The organism is Syntrophomonas wolfei subsp. methylbutyratica (assembly GCF_001570625.1).
In the GTDB taxonomy this organism is placed as follows: domain Bacteria; phylum Bacillota; class Syntrophomonadia; order Syntrophomonadales; family Syntrophomonadaceae; genus Syntrophomonas; species Syntrophomonas methylbutyratica.
In genome coordinates this window covers 223,814-242,878 of the sequence record NZ_BBQT01000001.1, presented here as the reverse complement: position 1 = coordinate 242,878, position 19,065 = coordinate 223,814, and the positions used below count along the sequence as shown (strand labels likewise).

Below are 19,065 nucleotides of genomic sequence, written 5' to 3'. Positions count from 1 at the left end.
AGTTCCCGGGAGCAGTATCAGAACCCTATCCCCAGCTGACTGCAAAAAGCAGCTAAAATTGGCTGCAAAACACCGTAGACCAGCATCCTATTCCTGAAACCCAGCAACGGTGACAAAGCTACCGACCACAGCTCCCTGCTTAATCTAAGTTAGGCAGGGAGTTTGCTATTTTCTGACCAAGTTGCATGAAAAAGAAATGCAGTGAAAGGAGATTGATGAGCATGAATACCATACAACAGTTTGAACAGCATCTGCTAGCTGACGGCAAAGCTAAAAAGACCATCCAGAGCTACCTAGCTGATGTGAGTAGTTTCCACAGGTACCTACAAGGCCAGGGAATCAGTCAGGCAGACAAGATCAACCGGTCGCACATCACTGGCTTCAGGAACTGGATGCTGGAGCAGGACTACAAGCCGGCTACTGTCAACAAGGCAGTCAACAGCCTCAGTTCCTACACTACCTACCTGGTCCAGACAGGAGTTCTCCCAGCGGGGCCACCCATAGTCAAGCCGAAGCAAGATCGGGTAAAACTGGACAGCGACAGTGAGCATCAGGTGGAGGTGTTTTCTGAAGCAGAACTGGAGCAGCTACTGGATTATGTAGACCGGGAGGGAAACCTATCAGCCAGAGACAACCTCATCTTCCACTTCCTACTCTACACTGGTTGCCGAGTTAGTGAAATGTGCAGTATAAAGCTGGCTGACCTGGATCTTCTGCTGGGACAGGTCAGAATCCTTGGGAAAGGAGGGAAGATTAGGGATGTACCACTAAGACCGGACCTGGTAGAAAAGCTGCAGCTCTACATCAATGGAGAACGGCAAAACAGCAAGCAGAACAGTAGTCCCTACCTCCTGGTTAGTCAGCGAGCCGACAAACTCAACCGGGATACAGTCAACACTGTACTGGAGAAGATAGGAACAGCTACCGATCTAAAAATATATCCCCACAAGCTCAGGCATACCTTCTGTACCCGTCTAGTGCAAGCCGGCATTCCAATCACAACTGTCTCTAAGCTAGCCGGGCATGCTGATATTTCAACAACAGCAAACTACTACATCAACACCAGCCAGAAAGACAAAGCCCAAGCAGTAGCCCTGCTGTAGCCTGTCCCCTTTTGCCCCGTATTTGGCGGCAGTGCTGACAGGGGCAAACACAGGGACGGTTCTTTGTTTGAGGAACCATGAGGACAGTCCCCGCGGTCTGCCGGAGGAATAATGCAGTCAGTCAACAGGAGTGGACAGGGGGACAGGAACCTTGTCCACTTATGGCCTGCCACTTGCTACGGGAACGTTTCTGAGATTTTGGGCTGGTATATACGATTCCCACTAGTTTAAGGTCGTCACTAGGAGCCTCCTGCCACGTGCTCTGCGGGGATCATCGGATAGCAATGATGCGAAATTGTCGGTTTGTAGCTAACGCTTTACGAATTACCATGGGTAAGCTATAATCAGAGCAAAAGAAGGGATAGTGATGAAACATATTAATGCGTCCCGAAACTGTGGAATGGTTACGGCAATCAGATTATGATATCGGTACGGCAGAAGCAATGTATAATATAATACTAGCAGGTACGTTTATACTGCATTTATGTGCCAGTTGGCAATCGAAAAAGCTATTAAGGGCTTAATTGTTGAACGAACTGGGGATATTCCACCCAAACGCATAACCTTATTCAATTAGTGAAGATTGCTAAGGTAGAACTCTCTGAATCTCAGTTAGAGTTCATTGCAGTTCTTAACATGGCTGGAGTTGGAGCACGTTACCCTGATATGTTGGACGATGCTATCAAGCGTTATCCCAAAGAGGTTGTTTGGGATTATCTAACCAAGACCAAGGAAGTGGTACAATGGTTACTGCAGCAAATCAAGTCAACTCAATAGTTTGGGCCTTTGTGGCTGCTGTAGAAGCACAAGGGATTACCGTTGAAATACAAACAAAGGGACGGTTCTTTGTTTGGCGGCAGAACTCCTTTATTTTATAATTTAATGGATTAGGGGTGAGAAGTAATGCCACGTGTAAGGCGAGCGTTGAGTTCGACAGGTAGGACAGGTGCCAGGCACTTAAGTTGTTAAGTTATTTCAGGAGAATAAATAATGCTATAATATCAGGCCAAATGATATAATGAAAACAGGCAGGTGATATAATGAAAATCCAAAATCCCCATGATAGATTCTTCAAAGAAACCTTAGGCAAGGTGGAGGTAGCAAAGGACTTCTTAAATAATTATCTGCCGGGAAACATTATTAAAGTCATAGATGTAGATACCCTGGAACCCCAAAAGGACAGCTTTATAAATAAGGAATTGCAAGAAGGTTTTTCCGATTTGCTTTTTAAGGCCAATATAAACAACAGGGAAGGATATATTTATTTTCTCTTTGAACATAAAAGCTATACCAGAAAAGACATTGCTTTTCAATTGTTAAGGTATATGATGGAAATCTGGGAAACTAAAAGCAAAAAAGAAAAAGCTGATGAGCTGCCGGTGATAATACCGCTGGTAGTATACCATGGCAAAGACCGCTGGAAAATAGGAACCACCCTGGGAGAAATGATAGTGGGATACAAAGACCTCCCGGAAGATATTAAAAAATTTACCCCGAACTATGAATACTTACTTTATGACCTATCGCAGTTTACCGATGATGAGATAAAAGGTGAAGCCCAGCTTAGAATACTGTTTACCACATTAAGAGATATATTTACAAAGGATAGCAAGAGCCTGCAGGATTCTGTCTTTAGAGCAGTAAGCTATCTGCGGGAGTTAGATGATAAAAAAACGGGAATAGAATACTTTGAGACCCTGATGAGGTATATATTTAATGCCAGAGCCGATTTGACCAGGGCGGATTTCAATGAAGTGGTTAAGAAAATTGAAACTACTTATCCAGAAGGGAGTGAGGTAGTGATGACTTTAGCGGAGATATTTAGAGAAGAGGGAAAAGAAGAAGGTATCTTAAAAGGCATGGAGGTCGGAGCAAAACAGGGTAAAATAGAAGTGGCTAAGAATGCTATAAGGGAAGGTATGGAATTGGGATTAATTGAAAAATTAACAGGACTGCCCAAAAAAGAGATAGGAAAAATAGCAAAAGAAATAGAAAATTAGGTAGGACAGGTGCCAGGCACTTATGACAGGCAAACAAAGGGACGGTTCTTTGTTTGACGGCAGAACTCCTTTATTTTATAATTTAATGGATTAGGGGTGAGAAGTAATGCCACGTGTAAGGCGAGCGTTGAGTTCGACAGGTATTTACCACATAATAGTAAGGGGAATTAACAAGCAGAATATATTTGTGGAGAATGGGGATAACGAAAGATTTATTGATACTTTAGCTGGATATCAGAAAGAAATTGAATATGAAATATATGCTTACTGCTTGATGGGTAATCATGTTCACTTGCTGATGAAGGAGGGGAATGAAGAAATCGGTAATACGATGAGGCGTATCGGTATTAGTTATGCGTACTGGTATAACTGGCAGTATAATCGAATAGGTCACTTATTCCAGGATAGATTTAAAAGTGAGCCTGTAGAAGACGATGCCTATTTTCTCACCGTATTACGATATATCCACCAAAACCCGGTGAAGGCCGGTTTGTCAAGTGATATTGAAACCTATAAATGGAGTAGTTATAAGGAATACATAAAGCAGGCAAAGATAGTTAATTCCAATTTCGTTCTAGCGATGTTCGCTACTGAAAGGGATAAAGCCCTGGCAAGATTTCGTAGTTTTCATCTAGAAGCCAACGACGATCAATGTCTAGATATCGCTACAAAAAGGAAAACGATCTCTGATAATGAAGTAAGGCAGTTAGTGCTGGATAAATATAATATAGAGCTAGCTAAGCTCCATAGCTTGGAGTCCGGAATCCAGACCGAAGTCCTAAGATATCTAAAGGAGAAAGAGGGGGTTTCTCTGAGGCAGTTATCAAGGATGACCGGGTTTACCGTACATAGAATATTTAAGGTAGGACAGGTGCCAGGCACTTAGAAAAGACATTGCTTTTCAATTGTTAAGGTATATGATGGAAATCTGAGGTAGAATAGGTGCCAGGCACTTAAGTTGTTAAGTTATTGTAGGAGAATAGGGGACTTAGCCCCAACATAGCCCCAACAGACAACACAGGGTCAACTGCCATTACGGTGGTTGACCCTGTTTGCTATTTTCTGCACCCCTGTTTCCAGTCACCCTTACCCCAGCCTACCCAGCAGTTGCAACAGCCCACCTGGGTCTACTCTCAGCCCCAAAGGAATGTAGCTAGTAACTGGAACATCCAAAAATCAGTCGATTTATTTAATTATCAGTTACTTGGTAAGGCACCTGTATCACCCATTTCAATAAATGTAATAAACAATACCAGTGATTATGTTCCCCAGGTATCTATTGCCCAGACTTATCTTAAAATCATGAAACACTTCTGCTCTGAATTTGGCGATTGACGGTGCGGTGGCTATGATCATGGCTCTTGACCGGTGTATCCGGAATGAAGGGGTTAGCGAAAAATCGGTCTATGATGCGCGGGGGCTATTGCTTATCAGTACGTACTGATAAGCAATATTATCCCTACTAAAATAAAATCCAAACCACACATAAAAAATCATTAAATATCCATCTAAAATCCTATAAATGTTTTGATTTTATTCACACTCCTTGAGATACTTTTTGAAAAAGGAGGTATCTCATGGATATTAATTACTTACTCATTCATCACGATGAGCTCTTGACATATCTGCGTGAGCATGATTATGCAGAAACATATGTCAATCGTTACAAAACTACTATCAAGCAGATTACTGATAATGCCAGTAATCATAACTGGACCACATACGAAGATGTTTACCAATGGTATGTCGATCAGAGTTACAGCCCAACTTATCTTCATGAGGTCAGGGCAATTATAGGCAAGCTGGAGCAGTTTCATCTTCACGGAAACTTTCCGGACAATAAAAAGAGTTATTCTTCGTTTTGGAAAATAAAGTCTGCATATACAAAGCTCAGCAGCGAGTATAAGCAACTGTATGAGGACTTTGAGACACAGACTTGCAAAGGACTAAAAAGCTCCACAGTTGCATCCTATAGGACAAAGATTTCTTCTTTCCTGTATGAACTGCAATGTAAAGGAGCCACTTCACTTTCGGATGTAACCGAAAAAGATGTACTAACCTGTTTTTTTGCAGACGGTGTAAGAAAAAGATCTGGTTCACTTTGTGCAAATATAATACGTTTTTTTAAAATCCTTTCTGAATCCGGGAACGAAGAAGCCACTAGAATTCTTGCATATATTCCAAACCTGCGGATTGCCCGAAAAAACATTGATTATCTTACAGACGGTGAAGCAGCTAAAATCCGGCAGGTATTGGAAGACAGCAATTATTCTTTATCTTGTAAAGACCGTGCTGTTGGGCGCCTTTTGCTGCATACAGGTCTTAGAGGAATAGATATTGCATGTATGCAACTGGAATTTATCGATTGGAATAATGACAGAATTCGCATTGTCCAGCAGAAAACATCCCAACCATTGGAGATCCCGCTTCTCCCTGTAGTTGGAAACGCTATTTATGATTATTGCATCAATGAACGTCCAATGAGCGCTTCACCTTATCTATTTCTTGATTCAAGAGCGCCGCACAATAACCTTACAACGGATGGCATCGGCTATAGTGTGAAAAAAATAATGTCAGCCGCAAATATAAGACAAGAGAAAGGCCGTAGAAAAGGGACCCATATATTCAGACATCATTTAGCTATAAAATTGTTGTCAAATGGAGTTCCACAGCCAGTCATCACCAGAACTATGGGACATACGGCACCGGAATCATTATCGTCATATCTTCATGCTGACATGAAACACCTGAGAGAGTGTGCTCTTTCCGTAGAAGATTTTCCTATGGCAAAGGAAGTGTTTCAATCATGTTTGAAATAAGCGCATCCAGGAAAGTACTTATACAACCATTCCGAGACTTTCGTATTGCATCCGACCGTTGGAATAAGGCTAATGATAAGCTGATGCTATATTTTGACCGTCATTGTCTTGAAAACTTTCCGAAGATAGAAGGAATAACTCAGGACATGATTGACAGCTGGTGTATTCAGCGCAAAACAGAAAAATCCATTTCCTGCTATTGCAGAACCTATATCATTGCTAAATTAGTCGAATTTCTGAATCAGCGAAAGATATGTTCCCTCGTTGTTCCTGAACTGATTAAGGCAGAGTGCCATAGAACATATATACCTCATGCATTTACAGATGAAGAGCTTTCATCGTTTTTTGCAGAATGCGATAATGAAGTATCAAAAGCACCTAATCAGTTAACAGCTGCCCGACGGCTTACTGTTTCCGTTTTTTTCAGACTCATCTTCAGCACTGGAATGAGAACGGTTGAAGCTAGACTGTTGGCAACTGAAAATATGGATCTCGTTAATGGTGTCATTGATATAAAAGAATCTAAGGGTGTAGACCAGCACTATGTTGCGCTACATGAATCCATGCTTGAGATTTTAAAGAGTTACAACAGTGTAATTGAAAAAATCTTTCCTTCAAGAACATATTTCTTTGCATATACAGCAACGGTTCCTTTTTACCAGGAATGGTCTCCTTTGGTATTCAGAAGGATATGGGATAAAGTCAACCGTGACCACGCTAATCCCTATGATCTCAGACATAATTACGCAATCAGAAATATAAATTCGTGGACACATGAGGGTTTTGGGTTTTCAGATAAATTTCTTTATCTTAGTAAAAGCATGGGACATATGCAGCTGGAGAGTACAAAATATTACTACTCTCTGATTCCAGCATTAGCTGATACGATTGCTTCACACAGTCAGCAAGGATTTGATGATATCATTCCGGAGGTGACTGAATATGAAGAAAGCTAAAACGGAAGCTGTCGACATTGCAAAATATATTTCTCTGTTTCTCAGAGAGTATGCTCCAAATCACCTTACCGGTAGTCCGCACACACTCCGCTCCTATGAGAATGCCTTGACTTTATATGTTGGCTTTCTAGAACAGTCCGGTATAACGCTTGAATGTTTTGAGGCAAGCTGTTTCGATAAAGAAAAAATTGAGCGATGGCTTGTATGGCTGACAGAAATACGAAACTGTAGTCCTGAGACATGCAACAACCGGCTTGCATCTTTACGGGCATTTTTAAAATATCTGGCATCTCGTGATGTAAAATATTCAGATTTATCCAATGGGGCGGCAACCATAAGATTGAGAAAGAGAAAAAACCGTAAGGTCAATGGCTTATCCCGCAGTGCAATTAAGACTCTTATGGAAGAACCCGATGGCACAACAAAGACAGGAGTACGGGATCTTACATTAATAATCCTGCTTTATGCAACTGCTATTCGTTTAGATGAAGCCTTATCGCTGCAAATTAAAAACATTTGTCTTAACGGAAAAGCGTATATAAATGTCGTGGGTAAAGGCAATAAGCTAAGAACACTGTATTTGTTGCCAAAGGCAGTCGCACATTTGAAAAAATATATAGTTTTATTTCATGGTAATATCCCTGATCCAGAAGCGTACCTGTTCTATTCTAAGATTAAAGGAACTCATATTAAGATGACCCAGGCTGCAGTTTCAAAGATGTTAAAAAAACATGCTACTTCTGGCCATGCGAAGAATCCGGATATACCAGAGGATTTGCATGCACACCAGTTTCGTCATGCAAAAGCCTCCCATTGGCTTGAAGACGGAATGAATATAGTTCAGATATCATTTTTGCTTGGTCATGCTCAGCTTCAAACTACTATGATTTACATGGATATAACGATTGAACAGGAGGCAAAAGCAATGGCAACACTTGAAAGCGAAAATGATAAAAAAGTTACCGCAAAATGGAAGAATACAGATACAAGCATATCTTCTTTGTGCGGAATCAGTAAACTGAGCAAAAAGTAAGCAAAATAAACTCCAAACCATTAATGCGAAAAAATAGTTAATTACAGCGAATTTTCACATGGGTTTGGATTTTATTTTAGTAGGGATAATAATTTTACTGTAAGCATAAATCGACAAATTCGTGGTTGGAGGGATTTAGAAAAGCTAAAATAGTTGCAGGAAATTAGGTTTTACAATTACGCTCAAATCAGATATAATTATAGCGTAGTTGTAAAGGGGTTGATCAAATGAACTACAGAGCCCAACTGAACAAACTTATCGAAAAGAAGAATGGCCTGGTATTAACAGAAGACGTGGATGCTAAAAATGTCCCAAGGCATTACCTAGCCTTATTTGTCAAAGAAGATAAACTTGAGAGAGTCTCCAGAGGAGTTTACCTAGCTCCGGATACTTTTGATGATGAGATGTACAGGTTGCAGGCCAAAAACCGCAGAATTATTTTCTCTCATGAAACTGCCTTGTATTTACATGACTTGACTGACAGGGATCCCATCGAATGGTCGGTAACTGTTCCTTATGGATATAATGCTACTCATCTAAGAAAGGTAGGCGTAAAAGTATATACAGTCAAAAAGGAGCTTTACCAACTGGGGGTCACTGAGGGGAAAACCTTATACGGAAGGCTGATCCAAATCTACAATAGAGAAAGAACTATCTGTGATATCGTCCGTAATCGCAACAATATGGATGTAGCAATTTTAAATGATGCCATCAGAAGATATCTAAAACAAAAGGATAAAAACATTCCATTACTGTTAAGGTATGCAGGGAAATTAAACGTTCAAAATACATTAAGGGGATACCTGGAGATTTTGTTATGAAAAATTTAACACAGCTTAAAGATTTAATTAGAAACATGGCCCGGGAAAAAGGGATTAACGCACAAATTTTGTTAAGAAACTATATGCTAGAGCGGTTACTTGAAAGGATAGCCCTATCGGAATTTAGGAATAACTTTATATTAAAAGGCGGAATGCTCGTAGCAGCTGTAGTAGGCATTGATATCCGCTCAACCATTGACATGGATGCTACTATAAAAAGCTATCCTTTATCGCTAGAAACGGTTCAAGATATTTTTAGTTCTATCCTATCCGTGCCTGTGGATGATGGTGTGACCATTGTGCTGGAAAATGCGGAAGAAATACGTGATGAAGCAGATTATAGCGGGGTCAGGGTATCACTTGAAGCCAGATTTGGTGGCGCCCGTATTCCCCTTAAAGTTGATATAACTGCTGGTGATGTTATTACTCCTAAGGAAGTAGTGTACAGGTTTGATTTATTATTGGAAAACAGGAGCATAGATATACTTGCCTATAACATCGAAACAGTCATTGCTGAAAAGCTGGAAACTATTCTTGCAAGGGGTATTGCCAATTCAAGGATGCGGGATTTTTATGATCTGTATATCCTCTCAAAGCTAAGAGGGCAAACCATCGATGCTAAAACATTGGCCGAGGCGGTTAATGCAACGGCTCAAAGCCGGGGAACACAAGAGCTTTTACCGGATGGGGAAACCATCTTACAAGAGACTCTGGCAGATAAAAATATGTACGAATCGTGGATCAGATACCAAAAGAAATATACCTATGCTGATGATATTTCCTGGGATGAAATAAAAAATGCAGTGTTTATGTTGTGGAATATGGCTGATTTTAACTAACTAATTAATGTTATCTTTTTACAAACTAGCTTAAACGGTTACTGATTAAAGCGTAAACGTAAAAACTAAAGCATCTGCCAAACGGTAGGTGCTTTTTTCATGCTCATTTTTAAGGAGGTGGCTTTGATGGCTTAGTGGGTTACTCCCCAATAGCCATGGCCAAGAACTCCATCGGTATGGCCCTGGCCACCGAAGAATATGGCTCTAAACTATTTGCCAATGATGCTCGGCCCAGTGTGGTGCTGGAACATCCGGGAGTGCTGAAAGAAAAACCTCATGCGCCAGCTGGCCAAGGTAATTACCACTTCCAGTGGAGATAAGAAAATTCCGGTGGTAGCTTCAAAGGGCACTGCTTCTTGGGTGGATGAAGAAGGGCTTATCCCCGATGCTGACGATGCCTTCGGCCAGGTTTCCATCGGAGCCTATAAAGTGGCTACCATGATTAAGGTTTCCGAAGAACTGTTAAACGACAGTATCTTCAACCTGGAAAGCTATATTGCTAAAGAGTTCGCCCGCCGCATCGGGGCTAAGTAAGAAGAAGCCTTTTTAGTAGGAGATGGTGGAGGCAAACCCACTGGTATCTTTGACGATACCTACGGCGGGGAGACTGGGGTAACTACTACTGCAGCAGCTATTAAGATGGATGAGATATTCGACCTCTTTTATTCCCTTAAATCTCCTTACCGTAAGCGGGCGGTCTTTATCACCAACGATGCCACGGTAAAGGAAATCAGAAAGCTTAAAGACGGTCAGGGTCAGTACCTGTGGCAGCCTTCGGTCAATGCAGGAGAGCCGGACACCCTTTTAAACAGGCCGGTCAAGACCTCGGTTTAAGTTTAACGGTGCCAGGCACTTAAGTTGTTAACTTATTGTATGATTAATAAGACCGAGGGCCTAACCTGAACTCATATGAATTAAAGCTGAAAGTAACGATTTTGCTCCCCTGGAGAGATGTTTTTCCGGGGGAGAATTATTTTCATAACTTACCCTTATTTAAACAACTAAGAAAAGAATCTTTATACTAAGAAGGAAAATATTAATAGAAATAGAATTGTATAATATTAAATACTAAAATTCACCAATAAGAAAGGAAGGGATTTTGTTGTGAAACGAAACCATTTAAAACGTAGTGGTGGATCTGTCGCATTGGTATTATTGTTGTCTTTGCTTTTGAGTCTGGGAACGGTTATGCCGGTGGCAGCACAGGATTCTATGGTTAGGGACTGTTCGCCAGTGCCGGGAACCACGTTAATAGCACCTCAGGTAGTGGCAGGCGACGCAACCAGTTTCGCCCTCAGACAGGACCAGAAGCTCTGGGGGTGGGGAAAAAATGATTATGGTCAGGTGGGCAATGGCGATATAATTGGAGAAGGGGACCAGCGAAATGGTCAAATGCCCCCGGTTTTGATAACGAATGAAGGGTTCAATCAGGGGTTTAAACAGTTTGCTTGCGGGGAACGGCATTCCCTGGGCGTGAAAAACGACGGTACTGTATGGGGATGGGGAGATAATCAAGACGGCCAGTTGGGTAATCTGTCCATGGGACCGCACAAAACACCGCAGCAGATACCAAACCTGGAGAATATGAAAGCTGTAGCCTGTGGAAGGTTTTTCTCCCTGGCTTTGGATGAGGACGGTACGGTATGGGCATGGGGGAAGAATAATGATGGGACTGGAGGTATATTGGGCAGGGGAAGCGAAGAATCCTACATAAAAACCCCCGGAAAAGTCAAGGGCCTGGGGGGCGCAGGCGAGCTGGATAATGTTAAAGCTATCACTTGCGGCCTCTATCATAGTTTGGCGTTGAAGAACGATGGTACGGTATGGGCCTGGGGTAGGGGTACTAACGGTGTCCTGGGTAATGGCGAAGATTACCCTGATGAAATGTATCCAGTTCAGGTATTAAACCTGACTAATATAATTAGCATCGCTGCCGGAGAATCATTTTCCCTGGCGCTTAAGAACGACGGTACAGTATGGGCCTGGGGATACAGGCACTATGTGGGTTGCCTGGGTGACGGCCTAACCGCAGATACAGAAGAGTTTAGTTCGACCCCGCTGCAGGTCCACGGGGTAAATGATTTGGGTTTTCTTGAAGGTGTAGATAAGATCTCCTGTGGTACATTGCATAGCCTAGTTGTAATGAAAAACGATGAAAGCATCCGGGCCTGGGGGTATAACTACGGCTGCTTGGGTAACGGAGAGCAAGATGATAGTTTTACTCCGGTAGTGACCAACAATATCAGCGGGGTTGTGTCCATCGCTGCCGGGTGGGGGTACTCCCTGGCCTATAAAAACGATGGCACGGTATGGGGCTGGGGAGCTAATGACAGCTTCCAGCTAGGGATAGAGCCTCAGGACAATTCTGTTCCGGTACAGGTGGAAGGTGTTCCCCTGCTGGCCCGCCCCCTTAACGGTTTGAAGGTACAAGCGGCGGACGGCAGCGGGCCGCAGCTGCTTACCTGCTTTACTCCGGAAACTACCGGCTATGAGATGACTGTGGAGAATCCATTGGAGGCGGTTAAAATTACTCCAGATCCGGTTTCTGGAGCAACTGCCGTAGTCAAGCTGAACGGCGTGATCCAGAATGACGGGGTAATAAATCTGGCGGTTGATCCAGGACAGAATAAAGTAGAAGTGGTAGTCAGCGAATCTGGCAAGGACGATCTTACCTATAACATTAATATCAGACGCCTGCGCCTGGCTGATCCTCTGACCGCCCTGAGCGTGAAAGGTAAAGCAGATGGGAGCGGTAATGAATACTTGACTGGGTTTAGTGGGACTAGTTATGCTTATAATGTAGCGGTAGAAAACAGCATCGATGCAGTTAAAGTGGTGCCCACCGCAGTATCTGGTGCCACGACAGACATCAAGCTTAATGGCGTGCCGCAGAATGGTGGGGTGATATCTAATCTTGCTGTCGGTTGGGATAATCGGGTGGATATAGTAGTAATCCAGGATGACCGTACCAATCGCACTTATACTATTAATATTGGCCGCAAGCCAAATTGGAAGCAGGGTTACGAAAACTGGCCGGTAGAGGCGCAGAAGAGCTGGACTATTAGGTTTAACCAGGCGGTTGATACCACTGGGGCCGCGCAGTATATCTATGTGAAAGATGCTCAGGGCAGCAAAGTACCGCTAAAAGATTTTATCTGGTCAGATAACAACACCACCGTCAAGGTGCAGGCACAATCGGCATATACCGCTGGGGCTGTATATACCCTTTATATTGATAAAGAATTGAAATCAGCCCAGAAAACCCCGCTAAATGCAGCAATAGCCATGCCATTTAAAATCGAATAAAAAGGTGCCAGGCACTTAAGTTGTTAAGTTATTAGTTGACAGTTGCATAACCTAAAACCGAAACGACCAACCGGCTCCCCTGGAGAGATAGTTCTCTGGGGGAGCTTTTGCATGGCTTAGAAGTAACAGGGTTTATATATGCTATAATGATAAAAAAAGCTAATAACTGTCTGGAATGGTAAGAGGGGAAGGAGTAGGGAATGAAAAAAAGGCTGCAGTTTACTTTAACACTAATGCTTACACTAGCTGTGCTGTTTACGTGGATGTGTTTTCCGCAAACAGCCTGGGCGGCAAATGTTGAAACACCGGAAGAGCTGGAGATAACCTGGCAAATTAAGGCCAACGCTGATCGCGCCTGGTCGAGCCAGAGTGCCAGGGAAGATGATAAGGTTTATGCTCGTTATGATGTTAACGATTCCTTTACGCTAAATTTAAGCGGCACCACTGTTTTGACCAGAACCGGAAAGTCATGGAGCGGACACCCTTATTTCGAATCGATTACTGACAACGAATATAGCAGGAGTTGTAGTGGGGGAGGCACTTCCACAACCTGGCATCTTAATGAACTGGGAAAATGGACAGAGAAAGGGTATGTAAAAAAGGATTTCGAGAGCACAACGGTTGATAAATGGTCATATCACTGGCCTGGTCAGGAGCATGAATACGCTGAGTATACCCCAATTTCCCGGCTGGAAATTATTCCACCGGAATCTAAAGATGACCAGACTCGTTACCGGATATGCTTTGACCCCTTCTTTTTTATTGATTATGATACTGCTGATGAATATTTCGAAACCACGGGTACATATAGCATTAGCTGGAGTGATTGGGAAGGCAGCCATACTGAATCCGGGGAACTGGGAAACCATGCTGGGCATAATGCCCCGAGCCTGGCCAATCAAGCCTGGCATGACCGGTTGGATAAGAGCCCTGATGGTAGTTGCGCAGAAGGTGATCTAAGCTATTCCAGCGGTGAATACCGGGGCAAAGGAACGGTTCAGCATTCTTTCTACGATGAAGATGGTCAGTCCTCCATAGAAATCACTTATGAAATCAATCGTAAGCCCAGCGCGAAAAGTATCCAACCCATTCAGGTTTTAGGCCGTTACGAGTACAACAGCGATGACGACTATGTACCGGCAACAGATTTTGTAGCCGGCAAAGATACTGTCATCCAGGTAATCCTGCCGGACGATGTTAAGGCTGCAGAGCAAACAGAAGCCCAGGTGAAGATATACCGGGAAGGTATTCAAATAGCCACTTTGAGCAAATTCAAGAAAGACCTGCAAAACAATGCTCTGATTTTCATTCCTGCCAGTCGCTCCAGCTGCGGCAACTGGCAGGCGGGAACCTATAAATTTGTAGCTAAATTGGGTGATTCTGAAGAATTGACCATGGATAATGTCAAATTTCAAGAACAACGCAAACTCAAGATATTAGCGGTGCCGCTCAAGGCTAACTACGCCGGCAGCGTTGAAACGGCAGGTAATCAGTGGAAGAATGGAGGTACCTTTATCCGCCAGGTTTATCCTGTTTCCTATGATGATTTCACCTATAAGCTGGGCAGCCTATTTAATGCCAGCGATGCCAGTTATGACATCACCACTGATGCGGGCCAGCTAAAATTGTGGCAGGCCCTGAACAAGTTGCAAAATAATGGCGACCCCTATGACCAGATTATCGGCTTCATTGAAAAAGGTATCCTACTGTCAAATGGCAACATCTTGCAGGGTTATACTTACGGAGAACCATCCAACATAGTAGTTAATTCTGATCAGGATATGAAGACAACTATAGCCCATGAAGTAGCCCACTCATACGCAATCGGTGATGAATATCAGGGCGGGTCATATAACCTGAGAGTAAATTCACCCCCCTTGGGCTACCAGGGTACGGACTGGGATGATCCGAAAAAAACTGTTACCGCCGGTGATCCCAAGGTTAAGCCTTTCCCGGGTGCGGAAGGAGCATTGATCTCAAAAAAATTGTTCCCTTATGATACCAGCGGGCGCGGCTTGCTGGAAGACTCCATTTGTTTCATGGGCAGCGGAGCAGCCCAAAGCAAGAACTGGATATCCCCCAGCGTATGGGAAAAACTGTTTAGTTCTCTGGCAGCTCCAACTGCTGCCGCATTGCTCAGTACTAACCATGCCCAACAGAGCGCAACTGGGCAAACCCGGGTAGTCGAAGCATGCGGATGGGTAACCCGCGGCGGAGTAGTGGAACTCAGCCAGCCTTGGCACAGTTATTACGCTACCCAGCCGCTAGTTAATCAGACCGGTACTTATATTATCCAGGCAGTAGATGCCCAAGGAACCGTATTAGCCAGTAATGGTTTCACCCCGTCATTCTTCGTTCGTTCCAACCCGCCGCGGCAGCTTGAGCGGGCTCCGTTTGCCCAGGTGCTGGTACCTTTCCCGGCAGGAACCGATAAGTTTGTAGTGCTTGATCAAAACAACACTATACTGGCCGAGATTCCGGTAACTGCCAATAAACCCACCGTGGCCATTACTGCACCGGCTGCTGGACAAAATCTGACCGGCACCGCTACCATCACCTGGACAGCAAAAGATGATGACGGAGACAGTTTATCCTATGAAGTTGAATACAGCCCCGACGGTTCCAACTGGGAATTGCTCGCTTATGACATCAGGGATACACAATGGGTACAGGACTTCAGCCAGCTGCCAGGTGGCGACCAAGCCCAAATCCGGGTTACCGCCCATGACGGCATAAACAGTACCGCTGCGGTTAGCGGCATCTTCAGCGTTGCTCTGAAAGCACCGGAAGTGTTTATTGAAGCTCCGGTCTCAGAAGCCGGCTATTCTGCCGCTGAGGGCGGTGTAGTCCTGCAGGGATCGGCTTATGATCCGCAAGAAGGGCAGATTTATGACGATAACAGACTTGTCTGGACTTCCGACCGTACGGGTGAACTGGGCCGCGGACCATCGGTGTTTACGAGCCAACTTGCTGCCGGCAGGCATCAGATTACCCTGACCGCTACCAACAGCGCCGGTCTCTCCAGCAAAAAGAGTATTAACTTGGAAATAACGTCTGCAGCAGTGCTGGAACCTGATACTTATATAGAGCTGCCGGAGAAAACCTTTACTGAGTACGCAAAACGCACGGTAATCTTTAATAAGGCCGTAAACCCTGCTACTCTACAGAACCACATCAGAATAGAGGATAGTACTGGTGACCCGGTACAGATAACTATAGTAGCAGGCGACGATGGCATATCAGCCTTAATTTATCCATCGGCAGGAGCTTTCTTGCCAGGCAATTATACTATTTACATCGAGCCAGAAATTATGTCCTCAGACGGTCAGCCGCTAAAATCTGGCTACAAAATGAACTTCTATATCGGTGCCAGGCACTTAAGTTGTTAAGTTATTGTAGGAGAGAGAATAGGGGGCTGGCCCCAATAGATAACACAGGGTCAACTGCCATACCGTCGGTGGTTGACCCTGTTTGCTCAATTCTCGCTGCTATCCTGGCCAGGGGGTTGTTTGCTTCAAAAAAAATTATATACAAACACCGAGCTTCTGTTGTATAAAGATATTAAGAGAACAATGAATTTATTTCCTAAAGAGGTGGTGAAATTAAAATTGTATTGGAATCCCAAGGTGTTTGACTGCAGCATATTAAAGCAAGGGAGAATGCGGATGTTTGGAAAGAAAATTTCAAAAACAGCAAGTGTACTTACCCTGGTCTTAGTTTTCCTTGGAGTAGTAGCTTTTCCAACAATGGCGAAAGAATGGAACCAGTATCTAAATGGACCGCAACACCGCAGTTATATTAATATTACCGGTTTGCAGAACGAACCGGAACTTAAGTGGCAGTATGAAATTACCGGTGAACCGGGTAATCCTGTAATCGCCGATGACGGTACCGTGTATGTTAGTTCAGCCAGAAATTATTTCGGTGAAGAAAATGCTGCTGCCAAAAACATATCGGATTTGCACCTGTATGCTTTTGACAAAAACGGCACTTTGAAATTTGACAAGGTTTTATTAACCATGATCTCTAATACGGACGTTTTTTCTACCGTGGCACCTTTTGAATTGGCAATAGGAAACAATGGAGCCATATTTGCGGTTTCCTATGACCCTAATAACCAGAAGGGTTATATCTATTCTTTTGATGCTTCCGGTAACATAAACTGGGAAAAGACTTATGATAATATCAGCCTCAGCGGCGAGCCCGTTATTAGTACAAATAATACTATTTACGTTACCGCCGGAACTAACATGATCTATGCATTTAACGGTAATAACGGGGCAGAGTATTGGAATACTGATATCGGCGGCGGTTATTTGCACGGCTGTACCCTTTCCAATGATGAGACCGTGCTCTACGCGGGAAATGAGTGGGGGACGGTAAAAGCAATTGATGCGGCCGGCGGAAATACCATCTGGTCCATTGATAATATGCATACAGATAAAACCCCGGTTGTTGCCCATGATGGGTCACTGTTGATTGCCAATAATTATTACAATGTATTGTGCATGCTGAACCCGGCAACGGGAGTAATGCTTTCGCCAGCCGAACTTAAGCAGGGGGCGGGCTTGGGTGGTGAACCGGCTGTAAACAAGGATAATGAGGCTATTGCGTTGGAATGGAAGGATGGCAAGGTATCCTGCTACAATATACTTAATGGTCAGCAGAATTGGACAGTAAGTGATATTGGCACCCCATATCGCAGCCCCGTTGTTGATGCCAACAGTAATATTTATTTTGGGGCGCAATCCAATATTTACGCATTGAATGCAGCTGGGCAGCTGCTCTGGCAAAAGTCCATTATTCCGAATAATGATGGTTACCGTTACATGGCGTCAAACATGATTATGAATCAAAGTGGTAGTATTTACTTTGCTGCCTGCGATAGTTACAACGGGAAGAATTATTTTGTCTGTTATGGGGCCAGCGGGGCGAACCCTCCGGTAGAAAGCGTTGAAGCTCCGGTTTTTAGCCCGTCTGGAGGTACATACACTGCGGCCCAGCAGGTAAGTATCAGCTCAGCTACCAGCGGAGCTACCATTCGTTACACCACCGATGGTACTGAACCGAGCGGTAATTCGACTATCTATACAGTGCCTATCCAGATTGGCCATAGTCTGACCATCAAAGCCAAAGCTAGCAAAGCCGGGATGAATGACAGCATAACTACCAGCGCCAGCTTTAGCATTAATATCCCTGTAGATCCTGACGCCATTGTTCTGGCCAACCACTGGATCAGTGGTGCAGCTTTTGACTTTACCAGAGGCAAGGCTTTCAGCTTCTGGGAAGGAAACCCGGAGCAGTACAGTGATGATCTGGAAATAGTCGGTAAACCGGCAGCTGTAATGTTAAGAGGAAATCTTATTGACATGGGCAGTACTACCTTGGATCAATTAATTTTGCCTCCCGCTTCTGGATATGAAGGTGAAATTCCTGCTGTTTCCGGCCATGCCTACTGGGCTAAGGTGGGTGATAATTATTACAAATTCGTAATTACCAATATCGATTTGACTACTGATGCGTATGATAATGTTACTTCTATGACCTTTAAGTATCAAAAATATTCTGCCGTGCCCGAGGTAAAAGCTCCGGAATTAAAGTTAGCAGAAATAACTACCAAAGGCGACTTGAGCCTGACTTTTGATCTGGAGATGGCTAATCCATCGGGAACTCATAATCAGTTTGCAGTAGAAGTGGATGGCAGCAAGGTTCCAGTTACGGCAGTAGAAAATACCAACACTCCGACCAAGATAAAACTGGTTCTTCAAAACAAAGTTATTGGGGCCAAGAAAATTTCCATCAAATATACCCGGGGCGAGGCTGCGGGTGAGCAGCTCAAATCACTTGATGGGAGAATAGTGGATAGTTTCTTAGAAACCTGGGAGGAATGGACTAGTCCTGGTAGTAAACCCAGTTATCAACCCTGGACCATTAAATTCAGTCTAGATGTTGATCCTTCATCGGTAATTGATAATAACATATACATTCTGGATAAAAACGGTATAAAACTCGCTGCCAGTTTATCCATGCCAGACAATAAAACCGTTTCGCTAACACCCAAAACCCTCTATACCTCAGGAGAAAGATACATTCTTTACATCAGCAAAGCCGTACGTTCTGCAGTAGGAGGAAGAACATACCTCAAGGACAACATCCACATGAAATTTACTGTGGTGCCAGGCACTTAA

11 protein-coding genes and 3 pseudogenes are annotated in these 19,065 nt (G+C 43.7%); all 14 read left to right on the top strand.

The features are described 5' to 3' along the window. Positions 1-221 precede the first annotated feature (221 nt). The 14 genes and pseudogenes from AWB54_RS01110 (at position 222) to AWB54_RS01045 (ending at position 19,065) form a co-directional block, all read left to right on the top strand. Positions 222-1,103, top strand: a complete 882-nt coding sequence (locus AWB54_RS01110; protein WP_061212799.1) for a tyrosine-type recombinase/integrase — start codon at positions 222-224, stop codon at positions 1,101-1,103. A 484-nt stretch (positions 1,104-1,587) separates the two neighbouring features. After that, positions 1,588-1,880 (top strand): annotated as a pseudogene (locus AWB54_RS01105) (HEPN domain-containing protein). A 263-nt stretch (positions 1,881-2,143) separates the two neighbouring features. Continuing rightward, positions 2,144-3,103, top strand: coding sequence for an Rpn family recombination-promoting nuclease/putative transposase (locus AWB54_RS01100; RefSeq protein ID WP_061212797.1), 960 nt, complete (start codon positions 2,144-2,146; stop codon positions 3,101-3,103). Positions 3,104-3,209: 106 nt separating this feature from the next. Then, positions 3,210-3,989 carry a transposase gene (locus AWB54_RS01095; protein ID WP_061212796.1) on the top strand — a complete coding sequence of 260 codons (780 nt, stop codon included), beginning with the start codon at positions 3,210-3,212 and terminating at the stop codon, positions 3,987-3,989. A 691-nt stretch (positions 3,990-4,680) separates the two neighbouring features. Beyond that, entirely contained in the window at positions 4,681-5,922 is a 1,242-nt protein-coding gene (locus tag AWB54_RS01090; protein ID WP_061212795.1) for a tyrosine-type recombinase/integrase, read from the top strand. Further along, on the top strand, positions 5,910-6,878 hold the full coding sequence (locus AWB54_RS01085) for a tyrosine-type recombinase/integrase (protein ID WP_061212794.1): 969 nt from the start codon (positions 5,910-5,912) through the stop codon (positions 6,876-6,878). The genes AWB54_RS01090 and AWB54_RS01085 overlap by 13 nt, the downstream gene beginning before the upstream one ends. Beyond that, entirely contained in the window at positions 6,865-7,911 is a 1,047-nt protein-coding gene (locus AWB54_RS01080; RefSeq protein WP_061212793.1) for a tyrosine-type recombinase/integrase, read from the top strand. Before AWB54_RS01085 ends, AWB54_RS01080 begins: the two co-directional genes overlap by 14 nt. A gap of 227 nt (positions 7,912-8,138) precedes the next feature. Then, positions 8,139-8,732 carry a type IV toxin-antitoxin system AbiEi family antitoxin domain-containing protein gene (locus AWB54_RS01075; protein WP_061212792.1) on the top strand — a complete coding sequence of 198 codons (594 nt, stop codon included), beginning with the start codon at positions 8,139-8,141 and terminating at the stop codon, positions 8,730-8,732. Beyond that, entirely contained in the window at positions 8,729-9,571 is an 843-nt protein-coding gene (locus AWB54_RS01070; RefSeq protein WP_061212791.1) for a nucleotidyl transferase AbiEii/AbiGii toxin family protein, read from the top strand. The genes AWB54_RS01075 and AWB54_RS01070 overlap by 4 nt, the downstream gene beginning before the upstream one ends. Positions 9,572-9,684: 113 nt before the next feature. Continuing rightward, positions 9,685-9,840, top strand: a pseudogene (locus tag AWB54_RS15570) (phage portal protein); the annotation flags it as partial. Then, positions 9,836-10,405: pseudogene (locus AWB54_RS01060) on the top strand (phage major capsid protein); the annotation flags it as partial. The pseudogenes AWB54_RS15570 and AWB54_RS01060, both read left to right, overlap by 5 nt. A 270-nt stretch (positions 10,406-10,675) precedes the next feature. Next, the gene (locus AWB54_RS01055; RefSeq protein ID WP_153014631.1) at positions 10,676-12,877 is read left to right on the top strand and encodes an RCC1 domain-containing protein; all 2,202 of its coding nucleotides are present in this window, start codon (positions 10,676-10,678) and stop codon (positions 12,875-12,877) included. Positions 12,878-13,077: 200 nt separating this feature from the next. Continuing rightward, complete coding sequence (locus tag AWB54_RS01050) at positions 13,078-16,266, top strand: Ig-like domain-containing protein (protein WP_061212788.1); 3,189 nt, start codon at positions 13,078-13,080, stop codon at positions 16,264-16,266. 276 nt (positions 16,267-16,542) lie between these two features. Continuing rightward, positions 16,543-19,065 (top strand): outer membrane protein assembly factor BamB family protein, encoded by a 2,523-nt coding sequence (locus AWB54_RS01045; RefSeq protein WP_160328886.1) that lies wholly within the window; start codon positions 16,543-16,545, stop codon positions 19,063-19,065.